The sequence below is a fragment of the Novosphingobium percolationis genome, assembly GCF_020179425.1.
Lineage (GTDB): Bacteria > Pseudomonadota > Alphaproteobacteria > Sphingomonadales > Sphingomonadaceae > Novosphingobium > Novosphingobium percolationis.
Genome location: NZ_JAILYM010000006.1, coordinates 256,008 through 279,023 on the forward strand (window position 1 = coordinate 256,008; position 23,016 = coordinate 279,023).

A 23,016-nucleotide genomic window follows, 5' to 3' on the forward strand; every position below is an offset into this window, starting at 1 on the left:
GCTAGGTGGCGGGCTTTGCCTGTTTCAGACGCAACCGTGACGAACTATTTCGTTACAATTCGGCACTTTCAATCCACCGCGCCAGGCAAACGGATCACCACGGTCAGCCCGCCACCTTCGCGATTGAGCAGGTGCAGCGAACCGCGTTCGAGCTTTACTGCGCGCCGGACGATCGGCAGGCCCAGGCCCATGCCCGGCGTATCGCGCGAACGGGCGTTGTCGAGCCGCACGAAGGGTTGCAGCACATCGTCTAGCCGACCCGTGGGGATGCCCGGGCCGTCGTCTTCGATGGCGATCACCGCGTCGGCGCCTTCTCGGCGCACGGAAACACGGGCGCGTTCGCCGTAATGCAGGGCATTGTCGATCAGGTTCGACAGCGCGCGCCGGATCGACACCGCGCGCGCCATTACCTCCAGCCGGTCGAGGCCGTCGTAGGTCGCGTCCTTGCCCGCATCCTGTGCGCTGTCGACCAGGGTGGCGGCCATCGCGGCGATGTCGATGCGTTCGGCGGGAATGTTGCTGCCGCCGGTTTCTACAAAAGCCTGCAGGCTTTCAAGGAGGTGGCGCATCTCGGCAATGTCGCCTTCCATGTCGATCCGCGTTTCCTCGTCGACGCGCGCGTTCTCCAGCCGCAGTTGTAGGCGCGCCAGCGGGGTGCGCAGGTCGTGGCCAATCGCCAGCATCGATTGCGTGCGCGCCAGCAGCGAACGGTGGATGCGCTGTTGCATCTGGTTGAAGGCGCGGATCAGCTGGCGCACTTCATCCGGGCCCTCTTCGTCCAGCGGTTGCGGCCGTCCCGACCCCACCGTGCGCGATGCGCCGACCAGTCGCTCCAGCGGGCGCAGCGTCGCGTGGAACAGCGCCCAGGCGAGTGCCGCCAGCACGAGCGTAGGCAGCATGTAGGTGACGAAACGCCCCAGGTTCAGCCGCCAGGTGCCACTGCCGATGGTCTCGAAGCGCAACACCGTGCGGTCTCGCAAGATGATCGAACCGCCGATATTGCCCCCGCCCGCCAGCGAACGAAGCGACAATTGCAGGTCTCCCTGCGCGAGTTCGGGGCTGAGCGCGACCACCTGTTCGCGCAAGGTCGACAGCGCCAGCGAGCCGGGCGCGCGGCCTCCGTTGGGCGACCACGCGACCGAAAAGCGGGGCGTGGACAGCGCCTTGGCAACGCCGGGCCGGTCGTCGAAGGGGCTGCGTTCGATCGCGCGGCTGGCCAGGACCAGCGTTTCGGCAATGCGTTCTGCGTCATCGCGCCGCAGGGCGAAGGCGCTGGCGCGGTCGAACAGCAGGGTGTTGGCGGCAAAGTCGATCAGCGCGACCAGCAACAGGATCGCGAGCAGCCGTTCAGGCAGGCCGAAGCGCCGCATCAGGTTCACTCCGTCATGCTAACGAGGAATCGAGTCTCAGTCGCGCTCGATTTCGGCCTTGAACATATAGCCCACGCCGCGCACCGTCACGATTGGCGCGCTGCCGCCTGCCGAAGCCAGCTTGCGGCGCAACCGGCTGACCAGCACGTCGACGCTGCGGTCCGAACTGTCGCCCAGCCGCGTGCGCGAAAGTTCGATCAGGCGCTCGCGCCCCAGCACGCGCTGTGGCTGGCCGATGAAAGTGGCCAGCAGGTCGAACTCGGCGCCGGTCAGGTCCACCATCGCGCCAGAGGGCGAATGCAGTTCGCGCCGGGCCATCGACAGCGTCCAGCCTTCGAAGCGGACTTCGCCGCCGCGCTTGGCGGTGCTTCCGGCGCTGTCTTCGCCATTGGCCTCGGTCCGGCGCAGCACGGCGCCGATCCGCGCCAGCAACTCGCGTGAGCTGAACGGCTTGGGCAGGTAATCGTCCGCGCCCAGTTCCAGCCCCAGCACGCGATCTTCCTCGCTGCCGCGCGCGGACACGAAGATGATCGGCACGTCGCTTTGGCGGCGCAGGCGGCGGAACAGATCGATGCCGCTGCTACCGGGCAGCATGATGTCGAGCACCACCAGGTCGGCGGGTTCGTTCTCGAGCGCCACCCACATTTCCGCGCCGGTGGCGGCGGTGCGCACGGCATAGCCGTGTTCCCGCAGCGCGCGCGCGGTCAGGGTGCGCAGCGGGCCGTCATCCTCGACGAGCACGATCGAAGGGGCGAGCATGGTTGTCCGATCCGGTAAAAATGGTCCCGCCCGGTTGATAGGCAGCGCGGCGGCGTCCTTCAATCGGGCGGGAGGGAATTAAGTGTTCAGCGTGCATCCTGCGTGGTCGCGACCGCCTTGCGCAGCGCCAGCGCCTCGGCGTGCGGATCGGCGCGGGTGCAGCCGCGGTTCTTGCTCGGGTCCGGATGGCAGAAAACGCGCGGGGCTTCGGCGGTCTTCGCGGGCGCGGCGGCCTTGTCGAACACGGCCAGCGTGCTGCCGCAATGCTGCGGGCGGGGGCCGCTGGGGTTGCAGGCGAGGGGCGCCGCCTCGGTCGGGGCGGGCGCGGCAAAGGCAAGGGCAAGGATCGAAAGCAGCATGAGCGGTCTCCATCGGCGAGGGCGATGGAGACCAGCTAGTGTTTCCCGCTTTGCCGCGTCCGCGCGATGCTGTGAAAAAGTGTTGCTGCGGTGCGGCGCCATCGCCGGCGGACGCCCGGACGGGGCTTGCCACCGCCCGGCAAGCGCTTTAATCGCTCGGTTAAATCAACATTCCGTAGCGTAAGGATGGAAAAAATGGCTGGCCCCAGGATGCTCGAAGGGATGCGCGTGGTCGATCTCACCTCGGTGGTGTTCGGCCCCTACGCCACGGCCACGCTGGCCGATCTCGGGGCCGATGTGATCAAGGTCGAAGGGCCCACCGGCGACCAGTTCCGCTATGCCGGGATACCTGCCAAGACCACGGGCATGGGCGCCTGTCACATGAACCTCAACCGGGGCAAGCAGTCGGTCGCGCTCGACCTGAAGACGCCGGAGGGTAAGGCGGGCCTGGCCAAGCTGCTCGAAGGCGCGGACGTGTTCATCCACAATGTCCGCCGCGCCGGGATAGAACGGCTCGGCTTCGGGTACGAGGCGGTCAAGGCAATCCGGCCCGACATCGTCTACGTCCACTGTGTCGGCTTCGGCTCGGGCGGGCCTTACCGCGATCTGCAGGCCTACGACGACGTGATCCAGGCCGCCACCGGCACCACCACCTTGCTGCCCCGGGCCGATGGCGATCCGCGCCCGCGCTACCTGCCATCGCTGATCGCGGACAAGGTGGCGGGTCTCCACGCCGCCTACGCGACACTGGCCGCCATCATCCATCGCCTGCGTACGGGGGAGGGGCAGTTCGTCGAAGTGCCGATGTTCGAGGCGTTCAGCCACTTCATGATGCTCGAACACCTCTACGGCAAGACGTTCGTGCCGCAGACCTATCCTGCCGGATACCCGCGCCAGATCGATCCTGAGCGGCAGCCGTTTCCCACCGCCGACGGCTGGATCTCGATCGTACCTTATACGGACCAGTCGATCGGCCTTCTCGCCAGCCTGCTCGGTGCGCCGGGCCTTGTCGAAGAGGAGCGGTTCGCCTCGCCAAAGGCTCGCGCGCTCAACATGACCGCCTTCTACGCCGAGATCGCGAAACGTACGCCCGCCAGGACGACGGCCGAATGGTGCCGCATCTTCGCCGAGAACCAGATCCCGGCCATGCCCGTCCGCGATATCGAGGATCTGGTCGACGACCCGCATCTTCAGGCGGTGGACTTCTTCCAGCGGAGGACGCACCCGACCGAGGGCGACTATCTGCGCACCCGCGCGCCCGTTTCGTTCTCGGTCCCGGTTACCGAAGCCGGTCCCGCCCCGGCGATCGGCCAGCACAACGCCCGCCTGCTGGACGAAGCCTGACTACCGGATGGGGTGGGGCGCAGATGGTAAGGGCCGGAGCGTCGCTCCGGCCCACCTTTGGTCAGATTTCGACCATCTCGTAGTCGTCCTTGCCCACGCCGCATTGTGGGCAATACCAGTCGTCGGGAATGTCCTCCCAGCGCGTGCCCGGCGCGATGCCCTCTTCGGGCAGGCCCAGTTCTTCGTCATATTCGAAGTTGCAGTAGTTGCAGCGATACCGCTTGAACGGACGATCCGACATTGCGCGCCTCCGTTCAGTTGGCCACGGTGAAGCGGATCGGCACCGACTTCGGCCCGCTGACGAAGCTCGACTGCGTGAGCTTGGGCGTCCCGGCGAGACTTACTTCGCTGATGCGAGGCAGCAGTTCTTCCCACAGGATGCGCATTTCCATGCGCGCGAGGTGCTGGCCAAGGCACACGTGCGGGCCCGAACCGAATGCGACGTGCTTGTGGATCGGGCGGTCGATGCGGAATTCGAACGGGGCCTCGAACACGTCCTCGTCCCGGTTGGCGCTGTGATAGGACAGCATGACCCAGTCGCCCGCCTTCATCTGCTTGCCCGCCACTTCGACATCGGCGATTGCAGTGCGCATGAAGTGCTTGACCGGCGAGGCCCAGCGGATGGTCTCCTCGATGAAACCCGCCATCGCCGAAGGATCGGCCTTGAGCTTGGCCAGCACGTCGGGGTTTTCGGCCAGCGCCCACATGGCCGCGGCCGTGGTGTTGGCGGTGGTATCGTGCCCGGCGGTCGCGGCGATGATGTAGTAGCCCATCATCTGGCGGTGCGTCAGGTATTCACCGTTGATCTTCGCATTGGCGATCAGGCTGTTGATGCAGGATTCCGGCTGCGCCCGGAACTTCTTGGTCACCTCGCCGAAGTAGCCCTCCAGGTCGAGCATGGTCTGCTGCATCATCTGCATCACCTGTTCGGGCGGCACTTCCTTCTTTTCGCGGTTCATGTCCGGATCGTTGGGGCCGAACAGCTCCTGCGTCAGCTTGAGCATGAACGGTTCATCCTCCTGCGGCACGCCCAGCACGCGCATCACCACGCGCAGGGGATAGAGGAAGGCGACCTCCGAGGCGAAGTCGCACTCTGGCGCCTTGGCCAGCAGCTGATCGACGAACTCACGCGCGATCTCGCGGATCTGGTCCTCCAGCACCTTCAGCGCCTTGGGCGTGAAGGCGGGGAAGGTGAGGGCGCGCAGGTCCTTGTGCTCCTGGCCATCCACCTGAACCAGCGACCGCACGAGGTTGCGCTCGCCGCCGGTGACGAATTGCACGAAGGCGTCGCCTGCCTTGTCGGTCAGCGTCGCCGACTTGGCCGCGTTCAGGAAAACGTCGGCGCGCCTTTCGATTTCAAGCACGTCGGCGTGCCGCGTTGCTACCCAGAACGGATCGAAACCTTCGACGGCGGCGACGTCGAACGGCGCGGTCTTGCGCAGTTCGGTGAAGGCGGCGTCAAGCCGGTCGCGGTCGGCATAGGCGCGTGGGTCGACGATGGTCTGCGCGATCTCGGTCTTGATGGTCATGTCTCTCCGCTCCGGTATCTTGTGCTTGCCTCAATGTAAGATACTATATGGCCGTACAGCAAGTTCGAAATTGTCCTCGGTCAAATTTTGAGGCATCGGGCACGAAATGACGAAGGTACGCAGAACCCAGGCGGAACGGCGCCAGCAATCGGAACAGGGCCTGCTGATTGCGGCGGCCGACGTGATCCTTGAACACGGCTATACAGGTGCGACCTTCGACCGCATCAGCGAGCGCGCGGGCTACAGCCGCGGTCTGGTGACGCTGCGCTTCGGCTCCAAGGATGGGCTGGTAGCGGCGATGATCGAGTTCCTCGGCGCGCAGTTGGAGGAGATCTATCGCCAGCGGCTGGAAACCGCGCGCTCGGGCCGCGAAAAAATGCTCGATTTCGTCGATGTGTTCATGGAGCGACTGGACGAGGACCGGCTGACACGCGCCTACTTCGTGCTGCTGGCGGGTGCCGTAGGCAACCTGCTGCCGCAGTCGCGCTATTTCCTCGACCAGCACGAAGCGGTGAAGATGCTGCTCGCCGACCTGATCCGCGAAGGCATGGCCGATGGCACTATCGCGCCCGGAATCGACCCGGTGGTCGCGGCCACCGCGCTGGGGTGCTTCCAACTGGGCGTCGCGATCCAGCACCAGCTGGATCCGACGATGTCGCTGCCCGACATGCGCGGTTTCGTGCGGCGCTTCGCCGAACGCCCCTGATCAGGAGGCCCTTTTCAGGACAGCGATCGTGCGCTTTGTTGCGCGGAGTTTCACGAAACTGCCTTGAAACCCTTGCAAGGGCATAAGGGGAAACACGTGCGTGTTGCCCTGGGCGCAGGTGGCGCGCGGAATTGCGGGGCAGTGGACATGGTGGAAAGCGGCATCAAGGCGGGGCAGCAGGGGCGGCGGTCGCGGATCGGTCGTCGCATGGCCGTTCACGCGCTGCGCTTCGCCTCGATCCTTGTCGGTGCAGGGCTGATCTTGCGTGCCGGAGCATCGGAGCGTGCGATGTCCGCCGTGGACGTGGACGATGACCGCAGCGCGGGCGCGTTCCCGGCCTTGCCGAAGCAGTACGCGCTGGCGATGCCGCAGCCTGCCTTCGGTGGCGCCGCGACGTTTGCGCGACAGGCACCGACTTTCGCGCAGCAGGCGGCGTTCGCGGCGCCTGCGACCGCGCCCAAGCCCGGACTGGCCGCGCCCGCAATGTCGAAGGTCGCTGAACCTGCGGCATCAAAGGCAGCGCTCGTCGCCGTTCGCGATGACGCTGCGAAGGCGTCCGTCCCGTCGGAACTGCAGGGGCTGGCCAAGACGCCTGCCGCTCACGCCGCAGTGCCGACCATCGCCGCCCCGGCTGTCGTTCCTGCCGCCTCGCTGCTGCAGGCCGCCCCCGCGATCGTCTCGCATCCGAACGTGGGTGTCGCGCCTTCCGCCAATGCGCCCACGGCCGCTGCGATGGCCCCGGCGGCGCAGGCCATCGTTCACCCGGTGACGCCCGGAACCCCGTCCGTCGCTGCGCCCGCGCTGGCGTTGCCGACGCAGGCTGCGCCTGTGGCTGGCGTTCATCCGCGCCAGGTGTCGCAGCCGAGCGACCTTGAATCCGTGCTGCATTCGCCCGCTTCTGCCTGGGATTACGCCGAGGCGGTTCCCGACGAGTTGCGCGGCACGCCCGCCATGCGCCAGAGCTATCCTGCGCCCGCGTTCTGAACGGACCTGCGGCACGCAGCGGGGGAATTGGCGCGCCCTGCAGGACTTGAACCTGCGACCACCCGCTTAGAAGGCGGGTGCTCTATCCAGCTGAGCTAAGGGCGCGCGTCGCGCTCCCTTAAGCACGCTTTGCGCGGACTGCAAACCGGGTTAGCTTGCGTGTCATGAACGATCCCCAGTTCGCGCATCCGCATCTCGCCCGCATCGAAGGAAAGGTCGGCGCGCGCCGTCATTTCCGCAGCTTCGACTTCATGATGGCGGCTTTCGTCGCCATTCTGCTGCTGTCAAACCTGATCGGCGCGGCTAAGCAGGCTCAGGTCAACCTGCCGCTGCTGGGCGACGTGCGTTTCGGGGCAGGGGTGCTGTTCTTCCCGGTCTCGTACATCCTGGGTGACGTGCTGACCGAGGTGTATGGCTACGCCAATGCGCGGCGCTGCATATGGGCGGGATTCTTCGCGCTTCTGTTCATGGTGTTCATGGCGGTGGTCGTCGTGGCGATCCCGCCGACACCCGAATGGGCGCTCGCCTCCAACACCTACACTATCCTCGGTCAGCAGGTGACTGCGCCCAACCAGGCGGCCTACGAATCGGTGTTCGGGCAGACCCCGCGCATCGTCTTCGCCTCGGTAGTGGCGTTCTGGGCGGGCGAGTTCGTCAATTCCTTCGTGCTGGCGCGGATGAAGGTGCTGACGAGCGGCAAGCACCTGTGGTCACGCACCATCGGCTCGACGATCTTCGGCGAAGGCGTCGATTCGGCGTTGTTCTATCCGCTCGCCTTCTATGGTGCGGCGGGCTGGTCGAGCGAGGCGGTGGTCACGCTCGCTATCACGCAGTGGGTGATCAAGACGACGTGGGAAGTGGTGCTGACGCCCGTGACCTATGTTGTCGTCGGCGCGCTCAAGCGGCACGAAGGCGTCGACGTGTTCGATACCGACACCGACTTCTCCCCCTTCGCCAAGACGCGCAAGGCCTGAAGCCACGCAACGAAAAGGCCCGCGCTTCGGTCGAAGCGCGGGCCTTTTGCCGTCTGGCGCTCAATCGGCAATCAGGCCGATGGCAAGGTAGACCAGCAGCAGTGAGCCGAAGCCCGCCAGCGTGCCAATCACCCAGGCGACGCGCACCAGCGTCACGTCGATACCGAAGTAGTCGGCGATCCCGGCGGAGACGCCCATGATCTTGCCGCGCTGCTTGTTGAGGCGGAAGCCCCGGCGCGAGGCTTCGAGGGGACGGACGGACGAGTCTTCGAAACGCAGGTCGGTCACGCGACATACTCCATGCTGAACGCGGGGGTGGCGGGGGTGGAAACGGTGCCGCTGATCATCGTCAGCGAAAGCGCCAGCGCGACGGCGGCGGTGGCGAGGTGGGCGGAGAGCGAGCGGATGGCGGTCATGGTGGCAGTCCTTTCTGGGTCGCATTGCGGTGGCTGGGCTTTCGTCCAGCCGATGCCCATTGCTCTGCAGAAGGCGTGCCAATTGGCCGCGATGGCGGATTTCCGCAGCTTTGTCCGGACGATCGCGAACGTGTATGGACCGTGAATACCAAATATTGGCGTCATTCACCGATACTTCGGTAGGAGTGATTCATGCCCCGATTGGCAGTGACGGGCACAGGAGCTGGCTGCTTCCCCCTTTTGCGGCGAGTGGCGGTCGTGGGTACGGGTCCCCGCCGCTTCCGGAGCGATCCGGCAGCTCCTTCCCGATGGGCAATTCCGCTTGCAATTTGGGATGCCCGCGCTTATCTGGCCACTAATCCCGACATTGTGAAGGCAAAGTCAGGGCTGGCGCCGAAAGGGGCCGGCGCCAAACGCCTTTGCGCATTCGTCGGGTGATTCTTTTCTGGAGCAGGCATGGCGGATATCGCGCGTATTACCGAGGTTGTGGAGCCGGAGGCCAAGGCGCTCGGGTTCGATCTCGTGCGCGTGCGCTATTTCAAGGGCGGCGAGATCGGCGACGAGGAGCACACGCTCCAGATCATGGCCGAGCGCCCCGCGACCGGCCAGCTGGTGATCGAGGATTGCGCCGCGCTGTCGCGCCGGGTGTCCGACGCGTTCGATGCCTTGGAGGAGGCGGGCGACGTGCTGATCGAGGAAGCCTACCGGCTAGAGGTCAGTTCGCCCGGCATCGACCGTCCGCTGACCCGCGCCAAGGATTTCGCCACGTGGGTGGGTCATGAGGCCCGCATCGAACTGTCCGAGCTGATCGACAATCGCAAGCGCTATCGTGGCGATCTCGTTGGCTTTGATGCCGAAACCCAGGATATCTCCATCGAGGACGATGGCGTGGTCTTTACCGTGCCTTTCGCCCTTGTCGCCAACGCCAAGCTGATCCTTACGGACAAGCTCATCGCCGCTTCCCGGCCGCTGGATACCAGTGGTGCGGACGAGATCCTCGAAGAACAGGAAGACTGAACGTCATGGCCAGTGCGATTTCCGCCAACCGCGCCGAGCTGCTCGCCATCGCCAACTCGGTGGCCTCGGAGAAGATGATCGACAAGTCGATCGTCATCGAGGCGATGGAAGAGGCGATCCAGAAGTCCGCGCGCAACCGCTACGGTGCCGAGAACGACATCCGCGCCAAGCTGGATCCGCGCACCGGCGACTTGCGTCTGTGGCGCGTGGTCGAAGTGGTCGAGGACGTGGAGGACTACTTCAAGCAGGTCGATCTCAAGCAGGCGGAAAAGCTTCAGCCGGGCGCCCAGATCGGTGACTTCATCGTCGATCCGCTGCCCCCGGTCGATCTGGGCCGCATCGACGCGCAGTCGGCCAAGCAGGTGATCTTCCAAAAGGTCCGCGATGCCGAACGTGACCGTCAGTACGAAGAATTCAAGGACCGCGCGGGCGAAGTCATCACCGGCGTGATCAAGTCGGTCGAATTCGGCCACGTCATCGTCAATCTCGGCCGCGCCGAGGGCGTCATCCGCCGCGACCAGCAGATCCCGCGTGAAGTTCCGCGCGTGGGCGAGCGCGTCCGCGCCTGGATCATGAAGGTCGAGCGTCAGAACCGCGGGCCCCAGATCTTCCTCAGCCGCGCGCACCCCGAATTCATGAAGAAGCTGTTCGCGCAGGAAGTGCCGGAAATCTACGATGGCATCATCGAGATCAAGGCTGCCGCCCGCGATCCGGGTTCGCGCGCCAAGATCGGCGTGATCAGCCGCGATGGCTCGATCGACCCGGTCGGCGCCTGCGTCGGCATGAAGGGAAGCCGCGTGCAGGCCGTCGTGCAGGAACTGCAGGGCGAAAAGATCGATATCATCCCCTGGAGCGAGGATACCGCGACGTTCGTGGTCAACGCGCTCCAGCCCGCCACCGTCAGCCGCGTGGTGATCGACGAGGAAGAAAGCCGCATCGAGGTCGTCGTGCCCGATGACCAGCTTTCGCTCGCCATCGGTCGCCGTGGCCAGAACGTGCGCCTTGCCTCGTCGCTGACCGGTTCGGCCATCGACATCATGACCGAGGCCGAAGCGTCGGAAAAGCGCCAGAAGGAATTCTCGGAGCGCTCGAAGATGTTCGAGGAGGAACTCGACGTCGACGAAACCCTCTCGCAGCTGCTGGTGGCCGAAGGCTTCAGCGAGCTGGAAGAAGTGGCCTACATCGACATCAGCGAACTTGCCGCGATCGAAGGCTTCGACGAGGAACTCGCTCAGGAACTGCAGAGCCGCGCGACCGAAGCACTGGAGCGCCGCGAGGAAGGCCAGCGCGAGGAACGCCGCACGCTGGGCGTCGAGGATGCACTGGCCGAGCTGCCCCACCTGACCGAAGCAATGCTGGTCACGCTGGGCAAGGCCGGCATCAAGACGCTCGACGATCTGGCCGATCTCGCCACCGACGAACTCATCGCCAAGAAGCGCGGGGGTGAACAGCGCCGCCGCAACAACAATGCTCCGGTCGAACGCCGCGAGCGTTCGGAACGCGTCGAGGACAAGGGTGGCGTGCTGGGCGAATATGGCCTGAACGAAGAGCAGGGCAACGAGATCATCATGGCCGCGCGCGCCCACTGGTTCGACGATGAACCGGTCGCCGCGCCGCAAACCGAGGAGGCCGCCGATGCGGAATCCTCGCAATGACACGCTAAGCGCCGCAAGGCCGAAGGCACGCCCGGCGGAGGAAACTTCGCCGGAGCGCAAGTGCGTTCTTTCCGGAAGCCATGGCGGCCGGGACGATCTCCTGCGCCTCGCGATCTCGCCCGATGGACTGGTCCTTCCCGATCCCCTGGCGCGTGCGCCGGGACGGGGGGCCTGGATCGGCGTAACGCGACAAGACCTTGAAAAAGCGATCGGCAATGGCAAACTTAAGGGAGCGCTGGCTCGCGCCTTCAAGGGGGCCGTGCTGACCATTCCCGAAGACCTTGCCGAACGGATCGAGGTGGCGCTGCGCCGCACGGTCAACGATCGGCTGGGTCTTGAATTGCGCGCAGGCAACATCCTGCTCGGCACCGAAAAGATAGCACAAGGCTGCAGGGCAGGCGCCGTGCGCTTCCTCGCGCATGCCAGCGATGCCGGCAGCGACGGTCCCAACAAGCTTGCGCAGGCCTGGCGTGTTGGTGAAGAGGCCGAAGGCACCGGCATGAAGGGGACAATCTTGCCGCTGGACCGCGCGGCGCTGTCTGTGGCATTGGGCCGCGACAACGTCGTACACTTGGGCGTAACCGATGCCGCCGCAGCCGAGCGCATAGCCGGCCCGCTACGGCGCCTGACACGTTTTCTCGGGGTTGGGAATGAAGGCTTCGGGGCCGATGCCGCCGCCACACCGGATGCAGGTCTTTTAGAAGACCTGAGCGGGGCGGCGAACGACGATATTGATACGAAGGGCGAATAAGTTCGATGAGCGATGACAAGAAGCCGACGCTGGGCCGCAGGCCGCTGGGCCTGAAGACTTCGGTCGAGGCCGGCGAGGTCAAGCAGACCTTCAGCCACGGCCGCACCAACAAGGTGGTGGTCGAGGTCAAGCGGCGCAAGGTGATGGGCCGCCCCGGCGAAGCTGCGCTGGCTCCCGAAGCCCCCCAGCCGGTCGCTGCCGCGCCCGCTGCACCGGTCGCGCGCCCGACTCCGCCGCCCCCGCCGCCAGTCTCGCCCATGGCGTCGCGCGAAACGCGCCAGGAGCTTCAGGCCCGCCTGCTGCGCGAGGCCGAGGAAGCCCGTCTGGCATCGGCAGAGGCCGCCAACCGCCGTGAGCTGGAAGAGCGCCAGCGCGCGCTTGAGGAAGAGCGTCGCCGCGCCGAGGAAAACCGCGCGCAGGAAGCGAACAAGGCCGAGCCTGTCACCGCCGCCCCTCCGGCCGAGCCCGAGCCTGTTCCGGCCCCGGCGCCCGTCGTCGAAGCCGCGCCCGCCCCGGCGGCTGTGGCTCCGGCTGCCGAAGCTGTCGCTGCTGCCGCGCCGGTCGAAGCTGCCCCTTCTGCTGCGCCTGCCGAGGTCAAGGCCGCTGCTCCCGCAGCGCCTGCGCCACGCCGCTTCACGCCGGTCGCCCCGGTGAAGCGTCCGGAACCTGCCGCCAAGAAGCCTGCGCACCCGCAGCGCGACAAGAACGCCGGCGATCGCCGCCAGGCGGGCAAGCTGACCGTCACCCGCGCGCTCAACGACGACGAGGGGGCCCGCGCCCGGTCGCTCGCCGCGCTCAAGCGTGCGCGTGAAAAGGAACGCCGCGCGCACTTCGCGGGCCAGTCGCAGCCGCGCGAAAAGCAGGTGCGCGACGTGGTCGTGCCCGATGCGATCACGGTGCAGGATCTCGCCAACCGCATGGCCGAAAAGGCTGCGGATCTGGTGAAGGCGCTGTTCAAGATGGGCATGATGGTCACCATCAATCAGGCCATCGACCAGGACACCGCCGAACTGCTCGTCACCGAATTCGGCCACAACATCCAGCGCGTCAGCGACAGCGACGTCGACATCGATACCAGCTCGGATGTCGATGCCGAGGAGACCCTGCAGTCGCGTCCGCCGGTCGTGACCATCATGGGCCACGTCGATCATGGCAAGACCAGCCTGCTTGACGCGCTGCGCGGCACCGATGTGGTGCGCGGCGAAGCCGGCGGCATCACACAGCACATCGGCGCCTACCAGATCAAGACCAAGGGCGGTGAGTTCATCACCTTCCTCGATACGCCGGGCCACGAAGCTTTCACCGAAATGCGCATGCGCGGTGCCAATGTCACCGACATCGTCATTCTGGTGGTTGCGGGCGACGACGGGCTGATGCCGCAGACGATCGAGGCGATCAACCACACCAAGGCCGCTGGCGTGCCGATGATCGTGGCGATCACCAAGTCGGACAAGCCGGAATTCAATCCGCAGAAGATCCGCGAGCGCCTGCTCGAACACGAAATTCTCGTCGAGGCGATGTCTGGCGACGTGCAGGACGTGGAAGTTTCGGCGAAGACCGGCGCGGGTCTCGACGATCTGATCGAGAAGATCCTGCTCCAGGCCGAACTGCTCGAACTGCGTGCCAACCCGGACCGCGCCGCCGAAGCGACCGTGATCGAAGCCAAGCTCGACAAGGGCAAGGGGCCGCTGGCCACCGTTCTTGTCAACCGCGGCACGCTCAAGGTCGGCGACATTCTCGTCGTCGGCACCCAGTCGGGCCGCGTGCGTGCGATGCTCGATGACAAGGGCCGTCAGGTGAAGACCGCGCCGCCGTCGCTGCCGGTCGAAGTGCTCGGTATCGGTGGCGTGCCGATGGCGGGCGACACCCTGACCGTGGTCGAGAACGAGGCTCGCGCTCGCGAAGTTGCCGCCTATCGCCAGGAACAGGCGACCGCCAAGCGCACCACGACCGCGCCGACGAGCCTCGAGAACATGTTCTCCGCGCTCGCCGCGAAGGCCGCCGTCATCGAATACCCGCTGGTGGTTCGTGCCGACGTGCAGGGCTCGACCGAAGCGATCGTCAACGCGTTGAACAAGATCTCCACCGACGAGATCAAGGTGCGTATCCTGTCTTCGGGCGTGGGTGCGATCACCGAAAGCGACGTCAACCTGGCGCAGGCCAGCGGCGCGCCGATCGTGGGCTTCAATGTCCGCCCGAACGCCAAGGCGCGCGAGCTGATCGAGCGCAACAAGGTGCGGATGAAGTACTTCGACGTGATCTACCAGCTCACCGACGACATCCGTTCGGAAATGGCGGGCGAACTCGGGCCGGAAGCGATCGAAACCGTCGTCGGCCGCGCCGAGGTCAAGGAAGTGTTCCCCGCGGGCAAGAAGGACAAGGCGGCAGGGCTCCTCGTCGTGGAAGGCTTCATCCGCAAGGGCATTCACGCGCGTCTTACCCGCAACGACGTCATCGTCAGCCGCACGACCATCGCGTCGCTGCGTCGCTTCAAGGACGACGTGGCCGAAGTGCGCGCAGGGCTCGAATGCGGTGTGGTCCTTACGGACACCAACGACATCAAGCCGGGCGATCACCTCGAAGTCTTCGAAGTCGAGATGCGCCAGCGCACGCTTTAAGTCCAACTACACAAAATGGCCTATCAGCCGCAGCGTAGCGTCAGGTTTGGCGTCGGCTGTGTGCTGATGGGCCTTTTGCCATTATGGCGGTAGTTCCGCTTTTCATCTGGTTCGTCGCGAAGAACTAAGATGCGTCAGCTCAATTTTACGATGCACGCTTTCACGAGGTCGCAACCCGCGACGGAAGGGAAGGTGATATGCATGAAAATTGAAACTGCCGTGATTCTGGTTCTTGGCGTGGCGACCTTGTTGGTCAGCCTCGTCGGGCTGGTAGTCAAGCTCATCGAGCTTGGCCGCAAGTAAGCCAGTGAGGGGGTGCTGTAGCAGCGGCACACCTGATACCAAAAGAGCCCGGACGTAGCAGCGTCCGGGCTCCGGGATGGCGAAATGAAAATTTCAACCGCAGTGATTTGCGTTAAATAGCACCCGAACCCATCCACTTCAAGAAAGCATCCCCTCCGTAATGACCCGATATGTCGCCCTGTTCGGCTCGATCAATGTCGGCGGCAACCGACTGACCATGGCCGACTTGCGCTGGGCGTTCGAGCGCGAGGGGCTGGAGGGCCTCGAAACCGTGATCGCCAGCGGCAACCTGCTGTTCGATTATGACGATCGCCCGCTCGAAGGGCTGGAAGACCTGTTCGCCCACGTCATGCAGGATCGCTTCGACATCGACAGCTTCGTTGCCGTATGCGATCGCGCCGCGATTGCGGAGGCGGTGGAAGGCAATCCGTTCACCGGCGTTGGCGCGGATGATCGCGTGCATACGATGTTCCTCCAATGCCAGCCTGATCCCGCTGCGTTCGAGAAACTGGCGGCGGACTACGCGCCGCGCGGGCCTGAAAAGCTCGCAATCGGTAATCGCAGTCTCTATATCGATTTCGTCGATGGGGTGGCGGGCAGCAAGCTGACCAGTGCCTTCATCGAACGGCGGCTCGGCTGCCGGGGCACCGCGCGCAACGTGCGCTCGATCGCCCGTATCCTTGCTAAGATGAGTTAGAGTTGGCCAAGCATCAGACCTCCCCAGAAACCCGTTCCGTCCGCCTGCTCAAGGTGGGCGAACAGGTGCGCCACGTTATTTCCGAACTGCTCGCGCGCCAGGCCGTCCACGACGAGGTGCTGACCGGGCACACCGTTCTGGTCACCGAAGTGAGGATGTCGCCTGACTTGCGCCATGCCACCGTCTTCGTGAAGGCGCTGCTGGGCAAGGACGAGGACCAGGTGTTGAAGGCGCTGCGCACCAACACCGCCTATTTCCAGAAGGAAGTGGCCGGCAAGCTCAAGCTGAAGTACGCGGCGAAGATCAAGTTCCTGCCCGACGAAAGCTTCGACGAGGCCGGCCGCATCGACATGCTGCTCGCCGATCCGCGCGTGAAGCGCGATATCGAGGCCGACGGGGAAGCCGACGGCGCAGAATGAACGACGAGGCACTGTACGTCCCGCTGTCCGAAGGCGACCTGCGCCTCGAACTGCTGTGCGAAGACCATCGCGAACCCTTGCGCGCGGCCTGTGCGCAAGATCGCGAGATATGGCAGATCTATCCTTATTCCTATGAAGGCGCTGCGTTCGATTCCCAGTTCGATGGCCTGCTGGCCGCACCGCCGCCCCGTCGTGCCTACGCGGTGTGTCGGTTGGGCGAAGTGGTCGGCATGACCGCATGGATCGAGCACGGCCAGCCGGGCTGGTCGATCGAGATCGGCAACAGCTACATCGCGCCCGCCTTGCGTGGCAGTGGGTTCAATTCGCGGCTCAAGAAGCTGATGCTCGACCACGCCTTCGCCTGCGGGCTGGAGCGGGTCGGCTTCAAGGTCGATGCGCGCAACGGCCGCAGCCAGGCCGCCGTGATGAAGCTCGGCGCGGTGCGCGAAGGCGTGCTGCGACACGAGCGCAAGACGTGGACCGGCCATGTCCGAGATACGGTATCGTTCAGCGTGCTGCGCGACGAATGGCTGGCCCGAACCTCATGAATGCAACGCTCTACGACGTCGCCACGCTGGTCCTGCCGCTGGTCTTCGCCATCGTCTTCCACGAAGTCGCGCACGGCTGGGCTGCGCGCGCGCTGGGCGATCCGACCGCGTGGGAGCGCCGCCGCCTGAGCCTCAACCCGCTGCGCCATGTCGATCCTGTGGGCACCATCCTGCTGCCCGGCGCGCTGCGACTGATGGGGCTGCCGGTGTTCGGCTGGGCCAAGCCGGTGCCGGTGAACTACAACCGCCTGAACAACCCCAAGCGCGACATGGCAATCGTCGGGGCGGCGGGGCCGGTCACCAATTTCGTGCTGGCGCTGCTTTCAGCCGTCGCGCTGGGCCTGCTGGTCCGGGTGGCGGATGGTCAGGCACAGCCGGCCCTGTGGACCCGCTTCGTCGCGGACAACCTGCAGAACTTCATCATGATCAATGCCTTCCTTGGCATGTTCAACCTGATCCCACTGCCCCCGTTTGACGGTTCGCGCATCCTGCGCGGGCTTTTGCCGATGGGCGCGGCGCGGGTGATGGACCGGATCGAGCCTTACGGAATCCTGCTGTTCATGGGGATTTTCCTCGTCCTTCCCTATCTCGTCCCCGGCCTGCACCTAGTCGACCGGATCGTGCTGCCCCCGGTGCAGTGGCTGGTCGAACAGTACCAGAATGTCGCATCCTGGGCCGCCGGGCCGGAGCCGATGTAACGTCCCATGGTCGATGGCTGGATCATTCTCGACAAGCCGCTGGAACTCGGTTCGACGCAGGGCGTCGCGGCGGTGAAGCGCAACTTGCGGCAGGCCGGGCACGGCAAGGTCAAGGTCGGACATGGCGGCACGCTCGACCCGCTTGCGACGGGCGTGCTGCCCATTGCCATCGGCGAGGCCACGAAGCTCGCCGGGCGGATGCTTGATGCGAGCAAGGAATACGCCTTCACGGTGCGCTTCGGGGAAGAGACCGATACCCTGGATCTCGAAGGCAAAAGAATAGCTGTCAGTGACGTTCGGCCTGCGCTAGGTGCGCTTCAAGTCGCTTTAGGTGCCTTTCAGGATACCATCGAACAGGTGCCCCCGGCCTATTCCGCGCTGATGATCGACGGCCAGCGCGCCTATGATCGCGCCCGCGCGGGAGAGGACGTGGCGATGCCTACGCGCACGGTCACGATCCATGCGCTGATGCTCGAAAGCACCGAGGGACCGGACGATGCGCTGGAGTCCGCCACGCTTGTCGCGCACGTTTCCAAGGGCACCTATGTCCGCAGTCTGGCGCGCGATATCGCGCGCGCGCTCGGCACGGTGGGCCACGTCACCATGCTGCGCCGCCTGCGCGCCGGGCCATTCGATCTGGGGCACGCGATTTCGCTGGACAAACTCAACGATGTGGGTAAAGGCGCGCCCCTTGAACACGTACTCTTGCCGCTGGAGGCAGGGCTGGTCGACATCCCGGCTCTAGACCTCGATCCCGAGCAGGCAAGGGCGGTCCGACAGGGCCGCGTTCTTACGGGATTGCCCTGCAACGATGGGCTTTTCTGGGCAAGGCTGGGCAAAGTGCCGGTCGCGCTCGTGGAGCTTTCGGGCGGAAGCCTGACCGTTGTTCGCGGGTTCAACCTTTCGGATGTCGCGGAGTAAATACAATGTCGATTACCGCGGAAAAGAAGCAGGAAGTCATCCAGGGCAATGCCCGCGCCGCCAACGACACCGGCTCGCCGGAAGTCCAGGTTGCGATCCTGACCAGCCGCATTCAAACCCTGACCGAGCACTTCAAGGCCCACCACAAGGACAATCACTCGCGTCGTGGCCTGCTGATGATGGTCAACAAGCGCCGCTCGCTGCTCGACTACCTGAAGAAGAAGGATGTCGATCGGTACAACGCGCTGATCCAGAAGCTCGGTCTTCGTAAGTAATCAAGCGGAGCGGCCCCAAGTGGGCCGCTTTTGCTTTTGGGCGCCCATGCAATTCGGCATGGCGCCTCCGGGGCCGGACCAAGTGCCCCACACCGGACCGGGACGGTATCCCCGGCAGCAAACCCCGCCAGCAATAGGGCTCGCGGGCTGAAGGAAACGAAATGTTCGACGTCAAAACCGTATCGATGGAATGGGGCGGAAAGACCCTCACCCTCGAAACCGGCCGCATTGCCCGTCAGGCCGACGGCGCGGTCCTTGCCACTTACGGTGAAACCGTGGTGCTCTGCGCGGTCACGGCCGCCAAGTCGGTGAAGGAAGGCCAGGACTTCTTCCCGCTGACCGTGCACTACCAGGAAAAGTATTCGGCCGCCGGGCGCATCCCGGGTGGCTTCTTCAAGCGCGAACGCGGCGCCACGGAAAAGGAAACGCTGGTTTCCCGCCTGATCGACCGTCCGGTCCGTCCGCTGTTCCCCGAAGGATTCTACAACGAAATCAACGTCATCGCCCAGGTCCTGAGCTATGACGGCGAGACCGAACCCGATATCGTCGCGATGATCGCCGCCTCGGCTGCGCTGACCATCTCGGGCGTGCCGTTCATGGGCCCGATCGCCGCTGCGCGCGTCGGCTTCATCGATGGCGAATACGTGCTGAATCCGAAGCAGGATGCCGCGCTCGCCGACGGTCGCCTCGACCTCGTCGTGGCCGCCACCGACACCGCTGTGATGATGGTGGAATCGGAAGCCAAGGAACTGAGCGAAGACGAGATGCTCGGCGCCGTGCTGTTCGCGCACGACGAAATCCGCAAGGTCATCGGCGGGATCATCCAGCTGGCCGAAAAGGCCGCGAAGGAGCCCTGGGAAGTCGACCTGTCGGATAACACCGCCGACATCAAGAAGAAGCTCAAGGACATCGTCGGCGCCGACGTTGCCGCCGCCTACAAGCTGACCGACAAGTCGGCGCGTTCGAACGCGCTGAATGCGGCCCGCGCCAAGGCCAAGGCCGCATTCGCCGATGAAACGCCGCAGACCCAGATGGTCGCGATCAAGACGATGAAGAAGGTGGAAGCCGACATCGTCCGTGGCGCGATTCTCAAGGACGGCCAGCGCATCGACGGTCGCACCACCACGCAGGTCCGCCCGATCGAAGCGATGGTCGGCTTCCTGCCGCGCACCCACGGCTCGGCGCTGTTCACGCGCGGTGAAACGCAGACCATCTGCACCACCACGCTGGGCACCAAGGATGCGGAGCAGATGATCGACGGGCTGGAAGGCCTGCGCTACGAGAGCTTCATGCTCCACTACAACTTCCCGCCGTACTCGGTTGGCGAAGTCGGCCGTTTCGGCGCTCCGGGCCGTCGCGAAGTGGGTCATGGCAAGCTCGCCTGGCGTGCGCTGCACCCCGTGCTACCGACCAAGGAAGAGTTCCCCTACACCATCCGCGTCCTGTCGGACGTGACCGAATCGAACGGTTCGTCGTCGATGGCCACCGTCTGCGGCGGCTGTCTTTCGATGATGGACGCGGGCGTTCCGGTGAAGCGTCCGGTTTCGGGCATCGCCATGGGCCTGATCCTGGAAGGCAGCGAATTCGCCGTCCTTTCGGACATCCTGGGCGACGAGGATCACCTCGGCGACATGGACTTCAAGGTGGCGGGCACGTCCGAAGGCATCACCACGATGCAGATGGACATCAAGGTTGCCGGCATCACGCGCGAAATCTTCGAAGTCGCGCTGAAGCAGGCTTCCGAAGGCCGCGCGCACATCCTGAACGAGATGACCAAGGCGCTGGGCGAAGCGCGCACCGAGCTTTCGGCGCACGCTCCGCGCATCGAGACGCTGCAGATCGACAAGTCGAAGATCCGCGACGTGATCGGCACCGGCGGCAAGGTGATCCGCGAGATCGTCGCCACCACCGGCGCCAAAGTCGACATCGACGACGAAGGCCTGATCAAGATCAGCTCGTCCGACCTCGGCCAGATCGAAGCTGCCAAGAACTGGATCCTCGGCATCGTCGAGGAAGCGGAAGTCGGCAAGATCTATGACGGCAAGGTCGTCAACATCGTCGACTTCGGCGCTTTCGTGAACTTCATGGGCGGCAAGGACGGTCTCGTCCATGTCAGCGAAATGAAGAACGAGCGCGTGGAAAAGCCGACCGACGTCGTCAAGGAAGGCCAGGCCGTGAAGGTCAAGGTCCTCGAGATCGACCCGCGCGGGAAGGTCCGCCTGTCGATGCGCGTCGTCGACCAGGAAACCGGCGCTGAACTGGAAGACACCCGCCCGGCGCGCGAACCGCGTGAACCGCGCGGCGATCGTGGTGATCGCGGTGGTGATCGTCGTGGCCCCGGCGGCGGCCGTGGTGGCGACCGTGACCGTGGTCCGCGCCGCGAAGGTGGCGACCGTGGCCCCCGCCGTGAAGGCGGCGATCGTGGCACGCGTCGCGATCGCGACGACGGCCCGGCGCCCGACCACATGCCGGCGTTCCTCAAGTCGGACGACTGATCGTCCGAGGCGAGAGCTGAAAAAGGGAAAGGCCCGCGAGCGATCGCGGGCCTTTTTCTGTTGGTGCGGGGCTTGCGCCGCAAAGGTCAGTCACAGCGGGATGGGCAGCGCCGCCGCGCACCCTTCCGCAATGCTCGTCAGGCGGCCTTCTTCAGAGGCTCACCCGTTTCCCCGCCCGCTGTGAGGATCCGGTTCCTGCCACGTTCCTTGGCGGCGTAAAGCGCTTCGTCCGCCGCCTTCATCGCCGCGCTTTTGCCTGCAAAGGCGAATACGTCGGCAAGGCCACCGGAAAACGTGATCTGCCCGAACGGCATGTCGGTGGCGCGGTTGACAAGGCGGCGCTCGGCAATCTCCGCGCGTGCGCCGTCAAGCCGCTTCCACGCCTGCTGCAAGCTGAGGCCGCGGAACAGCACGGCGAATTCCTCGCCACCATGGCGCGCCACGTGGCAGCGTGCGTCGGAAATGCGGTCGAGCGTTTCGGCAACGACGCGCAGCACGCGGTCGCCCGCCGGGTGGCCATGCGTATCGTTGATGCGCTTGAAGTGGTCGATGTCGACGAAGGCGATTGACAGCGGCTCCTTCGCCGCCTGCGCCTCGCGCAATTCGCGGTCGAACATGTGTTCGAAAGCACGGCGGTTGGGAAGGCCGGTGAGGTGGTCCTGATCGGCCGCGCGGCGGGTTTCCTCCAGCGTCGCCTGCAATTCCTGCGCGTGTTTCTCGCTGCGCGCAAGATCGCCCTCCATCACGCGGGTGTGATCCATCATCGCGCGGGTAAGGGCGGTCAGTTCCGCGATCATGCCGTCGGTCGAGGTCGCGGTGCGCAAGTCATCGACATGGCGCTGCAGCGCGGAACTGTATTGGCTGGTAGCGCTGCGCGCGCCCTTCATCGTGTTGCCGAAGCTGGCGAGGCCTTCCTCCAACTGGCCCATCAGGTCGTGCAGCGTTTCCTCGGCCTTGGCTGGGCCGCCATCGCGCACCGCCTCGTCAAGCCAGCGCAGCGTTACCGGAAGGCCCTTTTCGGCGCGTTCCAGGATCATCTGGGCAAGGCGCGGGCTGGCGCCGGTGACGCAATCGTAGGCGATGCCGAGCGTGAAGGGCAGCACTTCGAGATCGTGGTCGATCAGGAAATCGGCGACCTTGCCCAGCATCCGTCGCTTGGCGGGAAGCCATATCTCGCGCGCGGTCGGGTCACGATAGACGCTCTGCGCGCCGTTGGCCGAGCCCGGGGCGTTCCCGCCCCGCTCTTGTCCCTCGTCGTCCTCGTCCGGCTGCATGCCAAACCATTGCCGCCAGCGGCTGCGACGGGCGCCGTCCCCCGAATCATGATCGCTCATGCACGGGCAGGACGGCGCGCCAGCGACGAGGTTAACTGCGACCGGATGCGTAGCGGGGCAGTAACCCTGCCTTTACGCCTGCATCCGGCATACGCGCATCAGCGGACGCGGGGGCCCCCGAACGGCATGGGCGGGGGCGGGCGGCGATGACCGCGCGGCAATTGCGCCTGATACGCCCGACCGCAGTGATCGACGCAGTAAGGAAAGCCGGGGTTCACCTTTTCACCGCAGAAGTGGAAGTCCGGTTCGCCAGGATGACCCATAGGCCAGCGGCAGATGCGATCGTTCAGGTCCAGCAGGCTGGTCTTGTCGGCAATTTCCGGGCTGGGGCGCGCGGGCACAAGGCGGCGCGGCGGCGCGGGCGGGATCGGCGCCTGCTGGTCGCCGGGGCCTTGGCGCAGGAAGCCGCCAGGGCCGACTGAGACGATGCGCGGCTGCGGCGCGGCGGGCGTAGCCGAAGCCTCGGCAGCAGGAGCCGGCGCGGGAGCCGGAACAGGGCGCGGGGTAGGGACCGGCGGCGGCGCGACCGGCGCCGTGGCAACCGGCCTTGGCGCGGGGGCCGGACGCGGCTCTGGCGCAGGCGCGGGTTTCGCGACCTTGGGTGCCGGGGCGACGGCGGTGACGTCCCCCTTGTCGCTGGGCTTGACCGGGGAAGGGCGGGCCTTCAGTCCAAGGCGGTGCGCCTTGCCGATCACGGCGTTGCGGCTGACCCCGCCGAGTTCGTCTGCGATCTGGCTGGCGGTGGCCCCGCCTTCCCACATCTTGGTCAGCTTCTCGATGCGCTCTTCCGTCCAGCTCATGCCTTCACAATTCCTTCAAGGGGTGGAAGGCGCTGCTGCCTTCG

At 65.4% G+C, this 23,016-nt stretch carries 24 protein-coding genes and 1 tRNA gene; 15 read left to right on the forward strand and 10 right to left on the reverse strand.

The features are described 5' to 3' along the window. Positions 1-68: 68 nt before the first annotated feature. The 3 genes from K3A84_RS16205 to K3A84_RS16215 all read right to left on the reverse strand — a co-directional run bounded on the left by K3A84_RS16205 (position 69) and on the right by K3A84_RS16215 (position 2,488). Positions 69-1,370, reverse strand: a complete 1,302-nt coding sequence (locus K3A84_RS16205; protein ID WP_225010394.1) for an ATP-binding protein — start codon at positions 1,368-1,370, stop codon at positions 69-71. A 36-nt stretch (positions 1,371-1,406) separates the two neighbouring features. Beyond that, entirely contained in the window at positions 1,407-2,129 is a 723-nt protein-coding gene (locus K3A84_RS16210) for a response regulator (RefSeq protein WP_225010395.1), read from the reverse strand. Between the two features lie 86 nt (positions 2,130-2,215). Beyond that, on the reverse strand, positions 2,216-2,488 hold the full coding sequence (locus tag K3A84_RS16215; protein ID WP_225010396.1) for a hypothetical protein: 273 nt from the start codon (positions 2,486-2,488) through the stop codon (positions 2,216-2,218). A gap of 195 nt (positions 2,489-2,683) precedes the next feature. Here K3A84_RS16215 and K3A84_RS16220 point away from each other — a divergent pair, with 195 nt between their 5' ends. After that, positions 2,684-3,832, forward strand: coding sequence for a CaiB/BaiF CoA transferase family protein (locus K3A84_RS16220; protein WP_225010397.1), 1,149 nt, complete (start codon positions 2,684-2,686; stop codon positions 3,830-3,832). A 61-nt stretch (positions 3,833-3,893) separates the two neighbouring features. Here K3A84_RS16220 and K3A84_RS16225 read toward each other — a convergent pair whose 3' ends face one another. Together K3A84_RS16225 and K3A84_RS16230 are read right to left on the reverse strand one after the other, a co-directional pair. Next, positions 3,894-4,073 (reverse strand): rubredoxin, encoded by a 180-nt coding sequence (locus tag K3A84_RS16225; protein WP_225010398.1) that lies wholly within the window; start codon positions 4,071-4,073, stop codon positions 3,894-3,896. Between the two features lie 13 nt (positions 4,074-4,086). Continuing rightward, the gene (locus K3A84_RS16230; protein WP_225010399.1) at positions 4,087-5,361 is read right to left on the reverse strand and encodes a cytochrome P450; all 1,275 of its coding nucleotides are present in this window, start codon (positions 5,359-5,361) and stop codon (positions 4,087-4,089) included. Between the two features lie 106 nt (positions 5,362-5,467). Here K3A84_RS16230 and K3A84_RS16235 point away from each other — a divergent pair, with 106 nt between their 5' ends. Next, positions 5,468-6,067 carry a TetR/AcrR family transcriptional regulator gene (locus K3A84_RS16235; RefSeq protein WP_225010400.1) on the forward strand — a complete coding sequence of 200 codons (600 nt, stop codon included), beginning with the start codon at positions 5,468-5,470 and terminating at the stop codon, positions 6,065-6,067. A 96-nt stretch (positions 6,068-6,163) separates the two neighbouring features. Next, positions 6,164-7,051, forward strand: a complete 888-nt coding sequence (locus K3A84_RS16240; RefSeq protein WP_225010401.1) for a hypothetical protein — start codon at positions 6,164-6,166, stop codon at positions 7,049-7,051. Between the two features lie 28 nt (positions 7,052-7,079). On the opposite strand, the gene K3A84_RS16245 is transcribed toward K3A84_RS16240, so the two are convergent. Continuing rightward, a tRNA-Arg gene (locus tag K3A84_RS16245) sits at positions 7,080-7,156 on the reverse strand. A 59-nt stretch (positions 7,157-7,215) separates the two neighbouring features. On the opposite strand from K3A84_RS16245, the gene K3A84_RS16250 reads away from it, so the two are divergent. Next, the gene (locus tag K3A84_RS16250; protein ID WP_225010402.1) at positions 7,216-8,025 is read left to right on the forward strand and encodes a queuosine precursor transporter; all 810 of its coding nucleotides are present in this window, start codon (positions 7,216-7,218) and stop codon (positions 8,023-8,025) included. A gap of 60 nt (positions 8,026-8,085) precedes the next feature. Here the strand turns inward: K3A84_RS16250 and K3A84_RS16255 are convergent, their stop codons facing one another. Further along, on the reverse strand, positions 8,086-8,313 hold the full coding sequence (locus K3A84_RS16255; RefSeq protein ID WP_225010403.1) for a PspC domain-containing protein: 228 nt from the start codon (positions 8,311-8,313) through the stop codon (positions 8,086-8,088). Further along, positions 8,310-8,441: a hypothetical protein gene (locus K3A84_RS20450; protein WP_263626350.1), complete on the reverse strand. Its 132-nt coding sequence runs from the start codon at positions 8,439-8,441 to the stop codon at positions 8,310-8,312. The genes K3A84_RS16255 and K3A84_RS20450 overlap by 4 nt, the downstream gene beginning before the upstream one ends. Before the next feature lie 456 nt (positions 8,442-8,897). Between K3A84_RS20450 and rimP the strand changes: the two genes are divergently transcribed. The 11 genes from rimP (at position 8,898) to pnp (ending at position 20,838) form a co-directional block, all read left to right on the forward strand. Beyond that, on the forward strand, positions 8,898-9,458 hold the full coding sequence (gene rimP / locus K3A84_RS16260) for a ribosome maturation protein RimP (RefSeq protein WP_225010404.1): 561 nt from the start codon (positions 8,898-8,900) through the stop codon (positions 9,456-9,458). Between the two features lie 5 nt (positions 9,459-9,463). Then, positions 9,464-11,113 carry a transcription termination factor NusA gene (gene nusA / locus K3A84_RS16265; protein ID WP_225010405.1) on the forward strand — a complete coding sequence of 550 codons (1,650 nt, stop codon included), beginning with the start codon at positions 9,464-9,466 and terminating at the stop codon, positions 11,111-11,113. After that, complete coding sequence (locus tag K3A84_RS16270; RefSeq protein WP_225010406.1) at positions 11,094-11,864, forward strand: DUF448 domain-containing protein; 771 nt, start codon at positions 11,094-11,096, stop codon at positions 11,862-11,864. The genes nusA and K3A84_RS16270 overlap by 20 nt, the downstream gene beginning before the upstream one ends. Before the next feature lie 5 nt (positions 11,865-11,869). After that, positions 11,870-14,482 (forward strand): translation initiation factor IF-2, encoded by a 2,613-nt coding sequence (infB, locus tag K3A84_RS16275; protein ID WP_225010407.1) that lies wholly within the window; start codon positions 11,870-11,872, stop codon positions 14,480-14,482. Between the two features lie 463 nt (positions 14,483-14,945). Continuing rightward, entirely contained in the window at positions 14,946-15,482 is a 537-nt protein-coding gene (locus tag K3A84_RS16280; protein ID WP_225010408.1) for a DUF1697 domain-containing protein, read from the forward strand. A gap of 2 nt (positions 15,483-15,484) precedes the next feature. After that, a complete protein-coding gene (gene rbfA / locus K3A84_RS16285) occupies positions 15,485-15,901 on the forward strand; it encodes a 30S ribosome-binding factor RbfA (protein WP_225010409.1) in 417 nt (138 codons plus the stop codon). Further along, positions 15,898-16,449: a GNAT family N-acetyltransferase gene (locus K3A84_RS16290; protein WP_225010410.1), complete on the forward strand. Its 552-nt coding sequence runs from the start codon at positions 15,898-15,900 to the stop codon at positions 16,447-16,449. Before rbfA ends, K3A84_RS16290 begins: the two co-directional genes overlap by 4 nt. Then, the gene (locus tag K3A84_RS16295; protein WP_225010411.1) at positions 16,446-17,147 is read left to right on the forward strand and encodes a site-2 protease family protein; all 702 of its coding nucleotides are present in this window, start codon (positions 16,446-16,448) and stop codon (positions 17,145-17,147) included. Before K3A84_RS16290 ends, K3A84_RS16295 begins: the two co-directional genes overlap by 4 nt. Positions 17,148-17,153: 6 nt before the next feature. Beyond that, positions 17,154-18,068, forward strand: coding sequence for a tRNA pseudouridine(55) synthase TruB (truB, locus tag K3A84_RS16300; RefSeq protein WP_225010412.1), 915 nt, complete (start codon positions 17,154-17,156; stop codon positions 18,066-18,068). A 5-nt stretch (positions 18,069-18,073) separates the two neighbouring features. Further along, on the forward strand, positions 18,074-18,343 hold the full coding sequence (gene rpsO, locus K3A84_RS16305) for a 30S ribosomal protein S15 (RefSeq protein ID WP_225010413.1): 270 nt from the start codon (positions 18,074-18,076) through the stop codon (positions 18,341-18,343). A 161-nt stretch (positions 18,344-18,504) separates the two neighbouring features. Beyond that, a complete protein-coding gene (pnp, locus tag K3A84_RS16310; protein ID WP_225010414.1) occupies positions 18,505-20,838 on the forward strand; it encodes a polyribonucleotide nucleotidyltransferase in 2,334 nt (777 codons plus the stop codon). 137 nt (positions 20,839-20,975) lie between these two features. Here pnp and K3A84_RS16315 read toward each other — a convergent pair whose 3' ends face one another. Together K3A84_RS16315 and K3A84_RS16320 are read right to left on the reverse strand one after the other, a co-directional pair. Continuing rightward, positions 20,976-22,172, reverse strand: a complete 1,197-nt coding sequence (locus tag K3A84_RS16315) for a GGDEF domain-containing protein (protein ID WP_225010415.1) — start codon at positions 22,170-22,172, stop codon at positions 20,976-20,978. Between the two features lie 98 nt (positions 22,173-22,270). Further along, the gene (locus K3A84_RS16320; protein ID WP_225010416.1) at positions 22,271-22,972 is read right to left on the reverse strand and encodes a GcrA family cell cycle regulator; all 702 of its coding nucleotides are present in this window, start codon (positions 22,970-22,972) and stop codon (positions 22,271-22,273) included. Between the last annotated feature and the right edge of the window lie 44 nt (positions 22,973-23,016).